The sequence below is a fragment of the Roseovarius gahaiensis genome, from assembly GCF_011601345.1.
Lineage (GTDB): Bacteria > Pseudomonadota > Alphaproteobacteria > Rhodobacterales > Rhodobacteraceae > Roseovarius > Roseovarius gahaiensis.
Window position 1 is genome coordinate 63,046 of record NZ_JAAORB010000004.1, and the last position, 13,590, is coordinate 76,635.

Here is a 13,590-nt window from a genome sequence, read left to right on the forward strand (position 1 = left end):
CGCGTATGAATAACGACACCGGCACCAAGGCCAACAAGACGCGCCGCATTGGCTTTCAACTGGTCCAAGACCTTAAAAAAGCCTGACCAACGCCCCCGCCCTCGGCCGCTTAGAGGGTGACAGACGATTGTAAATGCAGTATCCCATCGTCAAAATTCAGGGCCAAAGCCCGGTGAGAACACGAAGGAAACAAAACTATGGCTGATCACAAGCACGGCGAAATGGATATCGAAGTTCAGGAAAAGACCTTTGACGGTTTCATAAAGGCCGTCACATGGTCGTCAATCGCGTGCATCGTGCTTTTGGTGTTCATCGCAATCGTCAACGGCTGAGTCAGCCGATTTTGCGAATGACTTTGGGGGCGTAGATGCGCAGTTGGGTTCTGGCATGTTGTGCCGTTTTGTCGCTTGGGGCCTGCGCCGCGGAATCCGTCTGGGCCCCAGACGAGGATGTCGCCCGCGCCGCCTATCGCCACGATGGTCCCCCAAACCTGACCCTTTACACCATGATCAACAATAACAATGGGTCAGGCGCGCATACATCGCTGATGATCAACGGCTCACAACGGGTCATTTTCGATCCGGCTGGGTCGTTCAAGCACGAAAGCATCCCCGAACGGAACGATGTGGTTTTTGGTATCACCCCGGCGGTGGAAGACGTCTACAAACGCTATCATGCGCGGGCCTCTTATCATGTTCAGGTTCAAGAACTGGACGTGCCCCCGGAAACCGCCGAGCGGGTCATGCAACTTGCCAAAGGGTATGGCGCTGTTCCATCAGCTCAATGCGCACGCTCGACATCGGCGATCCTTGCGCAAGTGTTTCCCGAAAACATTTCAACGACGTGGGGCCCGCGCAAACTGGCCGATCAATTCGCCAGCCTGCCCGGCGTGACCGAAGAGCGGTTGCGGGAATACGACAGCGACGACAATTCCAAGGTGCTTGAAGAATGGGATCCCACCCGGCATGCGGCCGAACGCAAAGCGGCCAGACAGGATACAGCCGTCGCCAAGCAAGCCACTGACGGGTGATCGCGCACAATGCGCCCGCGTCACCCTAGCAGGTACAGCCCACCATATAGGGTGGACACACCAAGAAAAATTGCCAAAAGCACATTGCGCGACAGCAGGCCTGCGGTGATCGTGACCACCGCAGCAGCCATCCGTGGGGCATCAAGGCTTCCGCCGGTCGCCTCGGGCCAGACCACCAGAGGGGCCACCAGCCCCGGCAACACCGCAACGGCGGTGTAACGCAGGTGCCGCAAGACCCATGCGGGCAACGGCCGATCACCGATCAATCCGGTAAAAACAAACCGCAGGCCGAAGCTGCCCAATCCAAGCACCACCATCACCAGCCACAATTCGCCTGTGTCGATCATGAGCTTGACCTGTCCGCGCGACGACTGTCGATCAACTCGACCTGTGCACCTGTCATCATGCCCAAAACACCGGCCACCAAAAGGCCCAGATTAAAGGGTAAAAACGCGAAAACCAGCGCCGCCGTAACCGAGACGAATCCAGCAGCTACATGGGCGCGGGTCCGCATCATCGGCCCGATCAGCGCCAGAAAGGTGATGGGAATCGCAAAATCAAGCGCCAGCCCGTCGGGAATTGCCGTGCCGATCATCGCGCCGACACCGGTGAAAAAATACCATGGCGGGCAGATCGGCGCGGCCACGCCAAAGAAATAAGTCAGGCGCTGGCCCACCGTCCAATCGCGTCGCTCGTCGAATTTGATGATCGAACAGGCATAGGTTTGGTCAACCGTAAAATACGCGGCCAACGCGCGTTGCCATACTTTAGCCTTGCCCAGATACGGGACCAACGACGCCGAATACATCGCCATCCGCAAATTCACGGCCAAAGCCGAGATCAGAACAATGATCGTTGGCGCATCATTGCGCATCAACTCGACCGCGGTGAACTGCGCTGCCCCCGCGATCACCAGAAACGAGAATGCGACGGTTTCATATACGTTCAACCCGGCCTCGGTCGCCACAACGCCAAACAGGGTTGAAAACGGGATCATCACCAGGATAAACGGTGCCCCGTCCCGCGCGCCTTGCCAGAAGATGGATTTGGTGGTTTCCGTCGCCACGTCTACGCCTTAGATTAACTCCTGATGCCAAAGGCCTAGACCGAAGCCGAAGGAGATGCAATTGGACACCACCGTCGATCTGTCCAGCTATATAATCGCACCCGATCCGCAAGCACCGCGTCTGACCCGTTCTGTGGAAGGGGTTGATCAAAACGGTCAGCCGACCGAAATTTCCGTGGTCGAAGAACGGCCTTTGACCATTTTCCTCAATGGTCAGGAAATCGTCACGGCCATGACGATCGGCGACTACCCCGAATATCTGGCGCTTGGATTTTTGCGCAATCAGGGCATGCTGCGGCCTGATGAAACCGTTCATCGCGTCGATTATGACGAGGATCTGGAAACCGTCGTGGTGCGCACGGATGGCCAAACCACCTATGAGGAAAAGCTCAAGAAAAAGACCCGCACCAGCGGCTGTGCCGTGGGCACCGTTTTTGGCGACATGATGGAGGGTTTGGAACAGGTCACCTTGCCCGACTTGCAGGTAAAAACTTCTGATCTTTACGCCTTGGCCTCGACCATCAACCGCACCCCGTCGCTGTATCTTGAGGCGGGCGCGATTCATGGCACCGTTTTGTGCAAGGACCACCTTCCGCTGGTTTATATGGAGGACGTGGGCCGCCATAACGCCGTCGACAAAATCGCGGGCTGGATGTTCTCGGACGGCGTTTCGCCCGATGACAAGGTTCTCTACACCACCGGGCGGCTCACCTCGGAAATGGTGATCAAAACGGCGCTGATGGGCATTCCCGTTTTGGCGTCACGCTCGGGGTTTACCGCTTGGGGCGTTGAGATTGCCCGCCAAGTGGGGCTGACATTGATCGGCCGGATGCGCGGACAGCGCTTTGTTTGTCTCAGCGGCGAAGACCGTTTGTTGCGCGATGCGGATCCCTCTGCCGTGCCGGATGATGACAAGAAACACCGCCGCAAAGGCGCCCCGACATGACTGTGCCGCTTGGCGTCATCCTCGCCGGGGGCAAGGCGACACGCATGGGCGGTGGTGACAAAGGGCTGTTGCCGCTTGGCGATGGCACGATCCTGTCGAACGTGATGGACCGGCTTGCGCCACAGGTGGCGGGCATGGCGCTGAACGCCAATGGAAATCCTGATCGGTTCGCCGATTATGGCCTGCCGGTTTTGCCCGATAGCATCGCAGATTTTCCTGGACCGCTGGCCGGTGTTCTGGCCGGGCTGGATTGGGCTGCACAGCAAGGGGCACAAACCATCGTCACCGTCGCCGCCGACACGCCGTTTTTTCCGTGCGATCTGGTGGCGCGCCTGCTTGCGACCGCCCAAGACATGCCTCATCCGCTGGTCTTGGCGGCCACCCCGCGCCCCGACAACGAACAGACCAAATCCCTCAGCCGGTCGGGCCTGATCCGGCACCCCACCTTCGGCCTGTGGCCCGTGGCTCTGCGCGACGATCTGCGCGCAGAACTCCACGACGGGCTGCGCAAAGTGGTGATATGGACCGACAAGCACGCAGGCCGCGAAGCGCTGTTTGACGACCCGAACGATCCATTTTTCAACGTCAACACACCCGAAGACCTGCAACAGGCACAGGCCATGCAAAAGGACACCGCATGAGATTGTATGGCGTTGTCGGCTGGAAAAATGCCGGCAAAACGGGCCTGATGGAGCGCCTTGTCACCGAGATCACCAGCCGTGGCATCTCGGTTTCGACCGTCAAGCACGCCCATCACAGCTTTGACGTGGACCATCCCGGCAAAGACAGCCACCGCCATCGCGTGGCCGGCGCGACCGAGGTGCTTTTGGCCTCGCGCAACCGGTTTGCCCTGATGCACGAATTGCGCAACGAGGACGAGCCAAGCCTGTCAGAGTTGCTGCAAAAACTGGCCCCCGTCGATCTGGTGTTGATCGAAGGCTACAAACGCGACAGCCATCCCAAGGTCGAGGCGCACCGCACCGTCACCGGCAATCCGCTGATCGCGCCCGATGATCCCACCGTGCGGGCCGTGGCCAGCGACACACCGCTTAATCTGGATCGCCCGGTTTTTGATCTGGACGACACGACGGTCATCGCCGATTTCATCCTGTCCGAGGTTGGGCTTTGATCCCATTCGACACGATCGCCATAGTCGACTGGTCCGGCGGCAATGATCGTGGCGCCACACCCAAGCCTGACGCCATCTGGCTGGGCCTGACCCGCCAAGGTGAGGATGCGCCACCAATCTACCTTCGCAATCGGCACGTCGCCGAACAGGCCCTGACCGACCTGATCGAAACCGAACGCGCCGCAGGCCGTCGCCTGTTGATCGGCTTTGATTTTCCCTTTGGCTACCCCAAAGGCTTTGCACAGGCCCTGACCGGCCAAAGCGATCCGTTGGCTGTCTGGGATTGGCTCGAGTGCAGAATTCACGACAAACCCAAGACCAACAACCGTTTTGACGTGGCGGGCGACATCAATCGCCAGCTTGGGCAAGGGGTTGGGCCGTTTTGGGGCAATGCGCGGCCCAACCATGACGTGCCCGGTCTGCCGCGCCGCAAACAAGGCTATCACAATCCATTCCCCGACATGCGGGCCTGCGAAACCCGCGCGCAGGGAAGTTTCACCTGCTGGCAACTGGCCGGGGCCGGTGCCGTAGGCTCGCAGGTTCTGATGGGACTGCCCGTGCTCAATCGTCTGCGCCGCCGCTTTGCGGGCCAGATCGCGGTCTGGCCTTTTGAACCACTTGAAACGCCAGTCACATTTGTTGAAATCTGGCCCGGGCTGATCAACCCCGCGGTCAAGCAGGCCGAGGCACAGGGAGGCATTCGCGATGCCCATCAGGTGCGGCTTCTGGCGCGCGCTCTTGCCCACTTGCCCCTGCCCGATCTGCAGGCCATGCTGACCATCACCGCACCCGAGGAGGGCTGGATCATGGGCCTTGGCCACGAGGACAAGCTGAACCGCGCCGCAAGCGACCGCGCCTTGCAACCGCCCCCGCTGCGCGACGATTGCTTTGCCCTGCCCGCCGGTGTCGACTGGACCCCGGTGGACGAGGCGCTTGCCCTGTTGCACGACCGCCTGCACCCGGTTGTCGGACGGGCCAGCACGCCTTTGGCCGACGCGCAGGGCCGGGTTTTGGCCAGTGACGTGACGGCACAGCGGTCGAACCCGTCACAGCCCAACACGGCGGTGGACGGCTATGGTTTTGCGCATGCCACCTTGCCGCCGGGCGATCCGGTGCTGCCCTTGGTGCAGGGCCGCGCCGCGGCTGGCGTGCCCTTTGAAGGTGCCGTGCCACCCGGCCATGCCATCCGCATACTGACCGGCGCGGCGCTGCCCACCGGGGTCGATACCGTCATTCTTCAGGAAGATGTCAACGCCGCCGAGGCCGAAATCGCCTTTCGCGCGGGCATCAAGCCCGGTGCCAACACCCGGCGCGCGGGCGAAGACGTCGCCGCAGGTGACACAATCCTTCAGGCCGGGCGCATCCTGACTCCCGCCGATCTGGCGCTGGCCTCGGCCACCGGGCTATCTACCCTTCCCGTCCATAACCGCCTACGCGTGGCCGTGATCTCGACCGGCGATGAATTGGTCGAACCGGGCAACCCCGCCGCACCGGGCCAGATTTTCGACGCGAACCGCCCCATGCTTCTGGCTCTGGCCCGGCAATTCGGCTTCGACGCCGTCGATCTGGGGCGCGTCCCGGATGATCGCGCCGCCCTGCGCGCCGCCCTTGATCGTGGCACAGAACAGGCCGACCTGATCCTGACCTCCGGCGGTGCCTCCTCGGGCGACGAAGACCACGTCTCGGCCCTGCTGAACGAGGCCGGCGCGATGGCCGAATGGCGCATCGCCGTCAAACCGGGCCGTCCGCTAGCCCTTGGGCTATGGCACAAAACCCCGGTGTTCGGCCTGCCCGGCAACCCCGTTGCGGCGCTGGTCTGCACGCTCATTTTCGCGCGCCCCGCCATGGCGCGGCTGGCCGGGGCCGGGTGGCACATCCCGCAGGGTTTCACCCTTCCGGCCGCCTTCACGAAAAACAAGAAGCCCGGACGCCGCGAATACCTGCGCGCGCGCATCCGCGATGGCCGCGCTGAAGTGTTCAAATCCGAAGGCTCGGGGCGCATCAGCGGCCTTAGCTGGGCCGAAGGTCTGGTTGAACTGCCCGACGGCCCGGCCAATATCACGCCCGGCAGCCCTGTGACATTCCTGCCCTTCACCAGCTTTCTTTAGCCCGCCCTGCCCTTCATTGTTCTCAAAATACTCCGGGGGAGTCGCCCATCGGGCGACGGGGGCAGCGCCCCCAAAACCGCTCAGACCCCGATGTAACGCTCCACGATGCTACGATCGGCACGCAAGGCCTCGGCCTGCATCACTTCGCCGTTGCGGCCATTTTCGATAAACGCCACCCGGTCCGCCACCGACAGCACCGCATCCACGCGTTGTTCCACCAACAACACCGCGACACCCGCATCGCGCATCTGCACGATCGCGCGCCGGATTGCCTCGATCATCGAGGGCTGCAAGCCCTCGGTCGGCTCGTCCAGAAGCAACAGCTTGGGCCGCAGGCACAGGGCGCGCGCCGTGGCCAGCATCTGCTGCTCGCCGCCCGACAGGGTCTGTGCGGGCTGATCCGGCCGGTCGCGCAGGCGCGGAAACAGGTCCAGCACCTCCTCCAGCGTGTCACGGCCCGAGCCACGGGCGCGCAGCCCAATCTCAAGGTTTTGCGCCACGCTCAGCCCAGCAAACAGCCGCCGCCCCTGCGGAACATATCCGATGCCCGCCTTGGGCACCTGATGCGCGGGCAGCCGATTGATCTCCTGCCCCGCAAGCGTGATCCGCCCAGCCATCAACGGCAGCAGCCCCATGATCGCCTGCATACAGGTTGTCTTCCCCGCGCCGTTGCGGCCCAGCAAACAAACGATTTCGCCTGCGTCCACCTCAAGCGAGACGTCTTGCAACACCCGGCCGCCGCCATAGCCCGCGTCGATATGGTCCAATCTCAGCATCAGCCCGTCCCCAGATAGGCGGCCTGCACGGCGCGGTTTTCATGGATATCCTCGGGGGTGCCCTCGGCCAGAACCTCGCCGAAGTTCAGCACGGTGACCCGGTCGGCCACCTCCCAGACGACGCGCATGTTATGCTCGATCAGCAAAACGGTGGTGTGGCCGCGCAAGCCCTCGATCAGCGCAGTAAACCGCGCAATCTCGCCGTCCGACAAGCCTTGTGTCGGCTCGTCCAGAATAAGCAGGCGGGGGGCCTGCGCCAGCCCCATGGCAATTTCCAGCAGGCGCTGATGGCCATAACTCAGATTACCCGCCACCTCTTGGGCACGGTCGGACAGCCCGACCTTGTCCAATGCGGCGCACACGGCCCTGTCAACCTGATCGCCCTGCACCGGCTGGCCGCGCGCGGCCAAGGCCACGTTTTCACGCACCGACAGCCCCGCAAAAACGGAAGTGATCTGAAACGTATACGCCATCCCCAGGCCGATCCGCTTGTGCGCAGGCAGGGTCGTGATATCGCGGCCGTCAAAGGTAACCGAGCCAGCGGTCGGCGCGATGCGCCCGCAGATCATGCCGACCAGCGTCGTCTTGCCCGCACCATTTGGGCCGATAAGCGCATGCACATCGCCGGCGGTCAGATCGAGATCTACGTCAGATACGGCCAGCAGACCGTCAAACCGTTTGGTCAGGCCGCGTGTGGACAGCAGCACGGTCATGGCAAGCCCTTCCAGAACCGGCGGCGCAGTTCCCCGACCAGACCTTGTGGCGCAAACAGCGTCAGCACCACCAGAACGACGCCCGCGATCAGCATGTAGGCCGCGGTCAGCCCCGAGCTAAGGTCGATCAGGTAGAACATGAACAGCGCGCCGATGAATGGGCCCAAAACAGTGCCCGCGCCCCCCAGCAATACCCATAGCAGCGGTAGGATCGAATATTGCACGCTGCCGAAACTGGCCCCCACATAGCCAAATAGCAGGCCATAGGCCGCGCCCGCCGCGGCCGAGATGGTGCCCGAGATCACCATCGCCGCCAGCTTATGCGCATGGGTGTCATAGCCCAGCATCTGCACACGATCCTCGTTTTCGCGGATCGCCACCAGAACACGGCCAAACGGCGCGCGCACCAGCCACAAGCTCAGGCACAGGCACAGGGCAAACAGGGTGAAGGCCGCGAAATAGCGATTTGTCGGATCGCTCAGGTCAATACCCCACAGCATGCGCTGCGCGGTTTGTAAAACAAACCCCTCGTCACCGCGGGTGTAGTCGCCGAAATACAGGATCGTCAGGTATCCCGCCTGCGCGAACATCAGCGTCACGATCATGAACGCCACACCGGTTGTGCGCAGCGCCAACAGGGCCAGTGCGCCCGACACCACAGCGCCCGCTACAACCCCGGCCAACAGCGCAGGCGCGGGCGACAAGCCGCCATGCTGAATGCCAAGCCCCATGCCATACATGCCAGCGGCGAAAAACAGGGCATGCCCAAGGCTAAGCAACCCGGTATAGCCAAATAGGATGTTGTAGCCGATGGCGTAGCTTGCCAGCACCATGATCCGCGCAAGGTTGCCGTGGTGATAAGCCGGCAACACGAACTGCGCTACGAACAGCAGCACCAGCAGACCGCCATGCAGGGCCAGGATGCGGGCCGTGTCGCGGCTCATGGCGCGCGTGTCCCAAACAGGCCCCGAGGCCGGAACACCAGCACAAGGCCCACCAGAAGTGTTGCCAGAATTTTCGCCAGCGTCGGCGAGAAAAAGACCGAGATGATCCCATCGCTTAGCCCGATCAACAGGGCAGCAACCACAGTGCCGGGCAAACTTCCCAGCCCGCCGATGATCACCACGATGAACGACAACAACAACGGGTCAGCGCCCATCAGGTAATGCGCCTGCTGAATGGGAACGATCAACACGGCCGCCAGTGCCGCCAATCCCGCGCCGATGCCGAACACCAGCGCATAAACCTTTTCAACAGGGATACCGAAGGCCAGCGCCATCTCGCGATCCGCCTGCGTTGCGCGCATCAGCAACCCGATCCGGGTGCGTGCCATCATCGCCCAGACCCCAGCCAATACCGCCGCTGCCGCGCCGATCACGGCCAGTTTGTAACTGGTCGTTGACAGCCCCCATGGATAATACATCTGCCAGCCAGCCTCGGTATGTTCGATCCAAGGCAGGGCGATGCGTTGATTGAACGGTGCCTCGACCGGGCGCGCGTCGGGGCCGTAGGTCATCAGGGTCAGCTGCTGAAGGATATACAACAGGCCGATGGTGGCGACGATCGTGCGCTCGGGGTCATAGTTCAGGCGTTTCAGGATCGTCATGTCAGCCAGAGCCGCCAGAACACCCACCAGCACGGGCGCAACGATCAGGGCTGCCGCAAATCCGATGGCAGGATGCCCGCCCACGGTGTTGGCAACCCACCACGCGAGGACGGCGCCCAGCATGAAGAACTCCCCATGTGCGATGTTCACCACGCGCATGACGCCAAAGACCAGCGACAGACCAACAGCCGTCAGTGCCAGAACGGCAGCGGTCACAGCGCCTTCAAGGCTGGCCAGCAGGATATAAGGACCGATCTCCATAGTGATCAAGCCATGCCCCGGCGCGCGCTGCAGGGCAAGTGCAAAGGTGCTTTATCCACCCTGCCGAAGCATACGGAACACAGCCGAGGCCCCCCAGCCCGCGGCAATCGCGATTGCCAAAGACATCAGCCCATACATCAGCGGTTGCTGACGCGACAAGGTATACAGCCAACGTTCCAGCCCAACCTTGCGCACGTCGATCACGGTTTCAAATTGTGACACAACATCACCGTCACGTGTCAGGAAGATACGGGTCAGGTATTCCCCTTCGGTCAAATTGGCAGGCAGGCCGATTTCCGTTCGAAACAGGGTCTGTTCGTCCAGTGCAACTTGGCCCTCAAGCATTTGATAGGCATCATTGTTTTCACGTATGCGAATCAAGGCATCGGTAAAGACCTGCGCATCCGCAATAGAGCCAGGGGCCCCCACCGACCGGATGGCCCGCCCGATGCTGATTTTATGGCGCAGATCCTCGACATTGGACAAGACCTGATCCAATGGCCCGGTCGTGGCCACCGCGTAAAAGCTGGGCGCGGCGTCAACCTCGATCGCATCGGTATTCACCCAAATACCCAGAACCCGTTCTTTGCGGCGCACCGTCAACGGCTGCGACGGGCCGGAGATGGCCACTATGACATCCAGCGGGTCTTGTGGAATGGGGCCTTCGCGTTTGACCGCGCCGAACACCAGAATATCCGAGCCCTCGAACGTGGCAGTGATCCGGACCCTATCACTGGACAGGCCCAAAACGACCTCTTCAGCACGCACTGGCAAGGCGACCAGACACAGCAGAAAGATCAGCCGAAACAGCATCCTAATGCCCCCCAACCGCGCCGATAGAATACAACTCGGACGGTTGGAGCAGCAGATCAAGGGCCAGTTTGAAACACACCGCCAGCACCATGATAGCCAACAGAATGCGCAACTGTTCCGCCTGCATGCGTGTTCCGATCTGGGTGCCGATTTGCGCCCCGATCACACCGCCAACCAACAGCAAGACCGCCAAGGCGATATCGACGGTATAGTTCGTGGTGGCATGCAACAACGTGGTGAACGCGGTGACAAAAATGATCTGAAACAACGAGGTTCCAACAACCACCTTCGTGGGCATACCCAGCAAATAGATCATCGCAGGCACCATGATGAAACCGCCACCGACGCCCATGATCGCGGCCAGAATGCCAACCAACACCCCGACCAGAAGGGGCGGTATCACGCTGATATACAACCCGCTGGTGCGAAACCGCATCTTGATCGGCAAACCATGCACCCAATTGTGCTTTTTGCGCTTGGGAACCTTTTTGCCCGACCGCGTCTGTCGGATCGCACGCAGGCTTTCGACAAACATCATGCCGCCGATGACGCCCAGAAACGCGACGTAGCACAGCTTGACCAGCAGATCGACCTGACCCAACGACTTGAGGTAGTTGAACAAGATCACGCCATGGCCCGCACCGACAAGGCCGCCGATCAACAACACCGTGCCCATTCGCAAATCGACGGTCTTACGCCTGAGATGGGCCAGAACACCGGAAAACGACGAGGCAACAATCTGGTTGGCTTCGGTGGCCACCGCAACCGCAGGCGGGATGCCGATAAAAAACAAAAGCGGCGTCATCAAGAAACCGCCGCCCACACCGAACATACCCGACAAAATGCCCACGATGCCGCCCAACCCCAAAAGAAGGAAGGCATTCACCGACACCTCGGCTATGGGCAGGTAGATTTGCATGCTTGTTCCTAGCCGCAGTTTCATCGTGTTTGCAAGATGTTGCACGACACAGATCATCGCAGGGCTGATCAATTTTTCAAATCTGGACCTAGATTTCGGATTTTCCGCAGCCGACAGGCGTTGCGGCAAGGTCGCGCCGCAGCACCAGCGCATCCACGGCAGGTCTGTTCGGGCGCGGATAATAGCCCTTGCGCAGGGCCGCCTGACTGTAGCCCACCGCGCTATATAGCGCTTTTGCAGCGCTGTTGTCGTCAGCCACTTCAAGGAATGCGGATCGTGCCCCGCGCTTCGCGGCCGTCCTCTCAAATGCGGCCAGACAAGCGCGCGCCACGCCTTGGCGTCGCGCCTGCGGATCGGTTGCGATGGTCAGCAATTCCGCCTCGTCGGCGATGACACGCGCAAGCGCGAAACCGCGCGTATCGCCTACGGCAAACACCAAAGGGCTAGCCAGCAGATCAGAAAATTCCGTGGCCGACCACGCCCGCCCTTGCCCAGCAAAAGCGCGCGCATGCAATGCGGCCATGTCCTCAGGTGTCATCCAGTATCACCGGGGGCGTATCGCGTGAGGGCGCAGCATCAGCGGGCTTTAGATACAGCGGGGCGGGCGGCTCGTCGGGCTTGTCTGCCCGCCGCGCCGCAACCCGCGCAATCGCTACGGCCAAATCGGCCGGGGCGGGCAGATGGGCGACGGGCAGCGTCGTATCGCGTGCCTCTTGCTCGGGCACCAGCTTGGGCTGTGCCCCGTGGGCCTGCACGTAACACATGCCCCGAGGGCCCGGAAGCACCGCTATATGCGGTGCCGGGTGGACCATCGCGACGGTCTCAAACCCGGACACGCCCACAGCTGGGACATCCAATGCCAAGGCCAGCCCACGCGCCGCCGAAACGGAAATACGGATTCCAGTGAAATTACCGGGGCCAACACCAACGCCGATCCGGTCCAGATCAGCCCATGTCACACCCGCATCGGCCAGAACATCTTGCAGCAAGGGTATCAGATGTTCCGCCTGCCCCCGGCCCATTTCAATGGCGCGAACGGCCAAAACCTGTTCCCCGCACAGCAAAGCGGCCGCGCAATGCGCGGCCGATGTGTCGAACCCCAATATCAAAGGCGCGTCAGACACCAACGGGGCGCACCTCTGTCACTTCGGGGATGTAGTGCCGCAGCAAATTCTCGATTCCCATCTTCAATGTGATGGTCGAGGACGGGCAACCGGCGCAGGCCCCCTGCATATGCAGATAAACGACGCCCTTATCGAAGCCGTGGAAGGTAATGTCGCCGCCATCCTGGGCCACCGCCGGGCGCACGCGGGTATCCAGCAATTCCTTGATCTGGCCAACGATCTCGGAATCCTCACCCTCGTGCTCGGCATGGCCGGATGATGCATCGGCCTCGCCGGTCATGATCGGTGCACCGGATTGATAGTGCTCCATGATCGCACCCAGAATGGCGGGCTTCATATGGTCCCACTCGGTGCCATCGTCCTTGGTGACAGTCACGAAATCATTGCCGAAAAACACGCCCGTGACACCCGGAACGCCAAAAATGCGCTGTGCCAGAGGGGATTTTCCAGCCACCTCGGAGGTCGGGAAATCTGCGGTTCCAGCCTCCATAACCGTTTGGCCGGGCAGGAACTTGAGCGTCGCAGGATTCGGTGTGGATTCAGTCTGGATGAACATGACGGACCTCTTGGTTGTTGCAATGGATATGCGCGTCGAACAGGCGCCTGTCAAGGTTTGGAATGATTCTAAACTGGATAGAGGTCAGACTCGAGCCACGCGAATCGCGCGCTATGACCCGCACAAGGCGGGCCATTCCATGCCGTGGCATACCCGTTTTTATCAGCCCAACCGGCACCCTGCCCCGACAGGCTCAGCCCTCACAAGCTGCCGTCACGATAATTTCCACTTTCAAATCCGGGCGCGCCAACTTGGCCTCGCCGCAGGCGCGGGCCGGGGCGTGGCCCTGCGGAACCCATGCATCCCAAACCGCGTTCATTTCTTCGAAATCCGCCATGTCCGACAGCCAGACAATGGCCTGCAACATCCTGTCAGGGTGCGATCCTGCTTTGGCCAGCAGGGCCTCGACCCGCGACAGGCAATCGCGGGTTTGCTCGGCCACAGTGCTGCCATCCCCAACCTGCCCGCATAAATAAGCAACGCCGTTATGTTTGACAATTTTGCTCATCCGGGTGGCTGTGTCGATCCGTTCGATCATGTCGC

The 13,590-nt window shown here is 61.3% G+C and carries 18 protein-coding genes; 6 read left to right on the plus strand and 12 right to left on the minus strand.

Annotated elements, in window-relative coordinates:
- Positions 1–197: 197 nt before the first annotated feature.
- Together HAT86_RS03850 and HAT86_RS03855 are read left to right on the plus strand one after the other, a co-directional pair.
- Positions 198–332: an aa3-type cytochrome c oxidase subunit IV gene (locus tag HAT86_RS03850; RefSeq protein WP_167193594.1), complete on the plus strand. Its 135-nt coding sequence runs from the start codon at positions 198–200 to the stop codon at positions 330–332.
- Positions 333–367: 35 nt separating this feature from the next.
- The gene (locus HAT86_RS03855) at positions 368–1,030 is read left to right on the plus strand and encodes a hypothetical protein (protein WP_167193596.1); all 663 of its coding nucleotides are present in this window, start codon (positions 368–370) and stop codon (positions 1,028–1,030) included.
- Between the two features lie 20 nt (positions 1,031–1,050).
- Here HAT86_RS03855 and HAT86_RS03860 read toward each other — a convergent pair whose 3' ends face one another.
- A complete protein-coding gene (locus tag HAT86_RS03860; RefSeq protein WP_167193598.1) occupies positions 1,051–1,377 on the minus strand; it encodes an AzlD domain-containing protein in 327 nt (108 codons plus the stop codon).
- Positions 1,374–2,096: an AzlC family ABC transporter permease gene (locus HAT86_RS03865; protein ID WP_167193600.1), complete on the minus strand. Its 723-nt coding sequence runs from the start codon at positions 2,094–2,096 to the stop codon at positions 1,374–1,376. The genes HAT86_RS03860 and HAT86_RS03865 overlap by 4 nt, the downstream gene beginning before the upstream one ends.
- A 55-nt stretch (positions 2,097–2,151) precedes the next feature.
- Between HAT86_RS03865 and HAT86_RS03870 the strand changes: the two genes are divergently transcribed.
- Genes HAT86_RS03870 through HAT86_RS03885 form a run of 4 tightly spaced genes read left to right on the plus strand, consistent with a single transcriptional unit; the run spans position 2,152 to position 6,279 of the window.
- The gene (locus HAT86_RS03870) at positions 2,152–3,042 is read left to right on the plus strand and encodes a formate dehydrogenase accessory sulfurtransferase FdhD (protein ID WP_167193602.1); all 891 of its coding nucleotides are present in this window, start codon (positions 2,152–2,154) and stop codon (positions 3,040–3,042) included.
- A complete protein-coding gene (gene mobA, locus HAT86_RS03875; protein ID WP_167193604.1) occupies positions 3,039–3,683 on the plus strand; it encodes a molybdenum cofactor guanylyltransferase MobA in 645 nt (214 codons plus the stop codon). Before HAT86_RS03870 ends, mobA begins: the two co-directional genes overlap by 4 nt.
- A complete protein-coding gene (gene mobB, locus HAT86_RS03880; RefSeq protein WP_167193606.1) occupies positions 3,680–4,171 on the plus strand; it encodes a molybdopterin-guanine dinucleotide biosynthesis protein B in 492 nt (163 codons plus the stop codon). Before mobA ends, mobB begins: the two co-directional genes overlap by 4 nt.
- Positions 4,168–6,279 carry a molybdopterin-binding protein gene (locus HAT86_RS03885; protein WP_196780502.1) on the plus strand — a complete coding sequence of 704 codons (2,112 nt, stop codon included), beginning with the start codon at positions 4,168–4,170 and terminating at the stop codon, positions 6,277–6,279. The genes mobB and HAT86_RS03885 overlap by 4 nt, the downstream gene beginning before the upstream one ends.
- 80 nt (positions 6,280–6,359) lie before the next feature.
- Here the strand turns inward: HAT86_RS03885 and HAT86_RS03890 are convergent, their stop codons facing one another.
- The 10 genes from HAT86_RS03890 to HAT86_RS03935 all read right to left on the minus strand — a co-directional run bounded on the left by HAT86_RS03890 (position 6,360) and on the right by HAT86_RS03935 (position 13,585).
- Positions 6,360–7,055 carry an ABC transporter ATP-binding protein gene (locus tag HAT86_RS03890; RefSeq protein WP_167193609.1) on the minus strand — a complete coding sequence of 232 codons (696 nt, stop codon included), beginning with the start codon at positions 7,053–7,055 and terminating at the stop codon, positions 6,360–6,362.
- Positions 7,055–7,768, minus strand: coding sequence for an ABC transporter ATP-binding protein (locus HAT86_RS03895; RefSeq protein ID WP_196780503.1), 714 nt, complete (start codon positions 7,766–7,768; stop codon positions 7,055–7,057). Before HAT86_RS03895 ends, HAT86_RS03890 begins: the two co-directional genes overlap by 1 nt.
- Complete coding sequence (locus tag HAT86_RS03900; RefSeq protein WP_167193611.1) at positions 7,765–8,712, minus strand: branched-chain amino acid ABC transporter permease; 948 nt, start codon at positions 8,710–8,712, stop codon at positions 7,765–7,767. The genes HAT86_RS03895 and HAT86_RS03900 overlap by 4 nt, the downstream gene beginning before the upstream one ends.
- Positions 8,709–9,635 carry a branched-chain amino acid ABC transporter permease gene (locus tag HAT86_RS03905; RefSeq protein ID WP_167193812.1) on the minus strand — a complete coding sequence of 309 codons (927 nt, stop codon included), beginning with the start codon at positions 9,633–9,635 and terminating at the stop codon, positions 8,709–8,711. Before HAT86_RS03905 ends, HAT86_RS03900 begins: the two co-directional genes overlap by 4 nt.
- Before the next feature lie 51 nt (positions 9,636–9,686).
- Positions 9,687–10,448 (minus strand): TIGR02186 family protein, encoded by a 762-nt coding sequence (locus HAT86_RS03910; protein WP_167193613.1) that lies wholly within the window; start codon positions 10,446–10,448, stop codon positions 9,687–9,689.
- Position 10,449: 1 nt separating this feature from the next.
- Complete coding sequence (locus tag HAT86_RS03915; protein ID WP_167193615.1) at positions 10,450–11,367, minus strand: sulfite exporter TauE/SafE family protein; 918 nt, start codon at positions 11,365–11,367, stop codon at positions 10,450–10,452.
- Between the two features lie 88 nt (positions 11,368–11,455).
- A complete protein-coding gene (locus tag HAT86_RS03920; protein ID WP_167193617.1) occupies positions 11,456–11,905 on the minus strand; it encodes a GNAT family N-acetyltransferase in 450 nt (149 codons plus the stop codon).
- Positions 11,895–12,491, minus strand: a complete 597-nt coding sequence (gene tsaB / locus HAT86_RS03925) for a tRNA (adenosine(37)-N6)-threonylcarbamoyltransferase complex dimerization subunit type 1 TsaB (protein WP_167193619.1) — start codon at positions 12,489–12,491, stop codon at positions 11,895–11,897. Before tsaB ends, HAT86_RS03920 begins: the two co-directional genes overlap by 11 nt.
- Positions 12,484–13,047: a NifU family protein gene (locus HAT86_RS03930; protein WP_167193621.1), complete on the minus strand. Its 564-nt coding sequence runs from the start codon at positions 13,045–13,047 to the stop codon at positions 12,484–12,486. Before HAT86_RS03930 ends, tsaB begins: the two co-directional genes overlap by 8 nt.
- A gap of 193 nt (positions 13,048–13,240) precedes the next feature.
- Complete coding sequence (locus HAT86_RS03935; RefSeq protein ID WP_167193623.1) at positions 13,241–13,585, minus strand: RidA family protein; 345 nt, start codon at positions 13,583–13,585, stop codon at positions 13,241–13,243.
- Positions 13,586–13,590 lie beyond the last annotated feature (5 nt).

Coding starts and splice junctions, on each gene's coding strand:
- HAT86_RS03850 (WP_167193594.1), top strand. CDS start 198: ATGGCTGATCACAAGCACGGCGAAATGGATATCGAAGTTCAGGAAAAG.
- HAT86_RS03855 (WP_167193596.1), top strand. CDS start 368: ATGCGCAGTTGGGTTCTGGCATGTTGTGCCGTTTTGTCGCTTGGGGCC.
- HAT86_RS03860 (WP_167193598.1), bottom strand. CDS start 1,377: ATGATCGACACAGGCGAATTGTGGCTGGTGATGGTGGTGCTTGGATTG.
- HAT86_RS03870 (WP_167193602.1), top strand. CDS start 2,152: ATGCAATTGGACACCACCGTCGATCTGTCCAGCTATATAATCGCACCC.
- mobA (WP_167193604.1), top strand. CDS start 3,039: ATGACTGTGCCGCTTGGCGTCATCCTCGCCGGGGGCAAGGCGACACGC.
- mobB (WP_167193606.1), top strand. CDS start 3,680: ATGAGATTGTATGGCGTTGTCGGCTGGAAAAATGCCGGCAAAACGGGC.
- HAT86_RS03890 (WP_167193609.1), bottom strand. CDS start 7,055: ATGCTGAGATTGGACCATATCGACGCGGGCTATGGCGGCGGCCGGGTG.
- HAT86_RS03895 (WP_196780503.1), bottom strand. CDS start 7,768: ATGACCGTGCTGCTGTCCACACGCGGCCTGACCAAACGGTTTGACGGT.
- HAT86_RS03900 (WP_167193611.1), bottom strand. CDS start 8,712: ATGAGCCGCGACACGGCCCGCATCCTGGCCCTGCATGGCGGTCTGCTG.
- HAT86_RS03905 (WP_167193812.1), bottom strand. CDS start 9,635: ATGGAGATCGGTCCTTATATCCTGCTGGCCAGCCTTGAAGGCGCTGTG.
- HAT86_RS03910 (WP_167193613.1), bottom strand. CDS start 10,448: ATGCTGTTTCGGCTGATCTTTCTGCTGTGTCTGGTCGCCTTGCCAGTG.
- HAT86_RS03915 (WP_167193615.1), bottom strand. CDS start 11,367: ATGCAAATCTACCTGCCCATAGCCGAGGTGTCGGTGAATGCCTTCCTT.
- HAT86_RS03920 (WP_167193617.1), bottom strand. CDS start 11,905: ATGACACCTGAGGACATGGCCGCATTGCATGCGCGCGCTTTTGCTGGG.
- HAT86_RS03930 (WP_167193621.1), bottom strand. CDS start 13,047: ATGTTCATCCAGACTGAATCCACACCGAATCCTGCGACGCTCAAGTTC.
- HAT86_RS03935 (WP_167193623.1), bottom strand. CDS start 13,585: ATGATCGAACGGATCGACACAGCCACCCGGATGAGCAAAATTGTCAAA.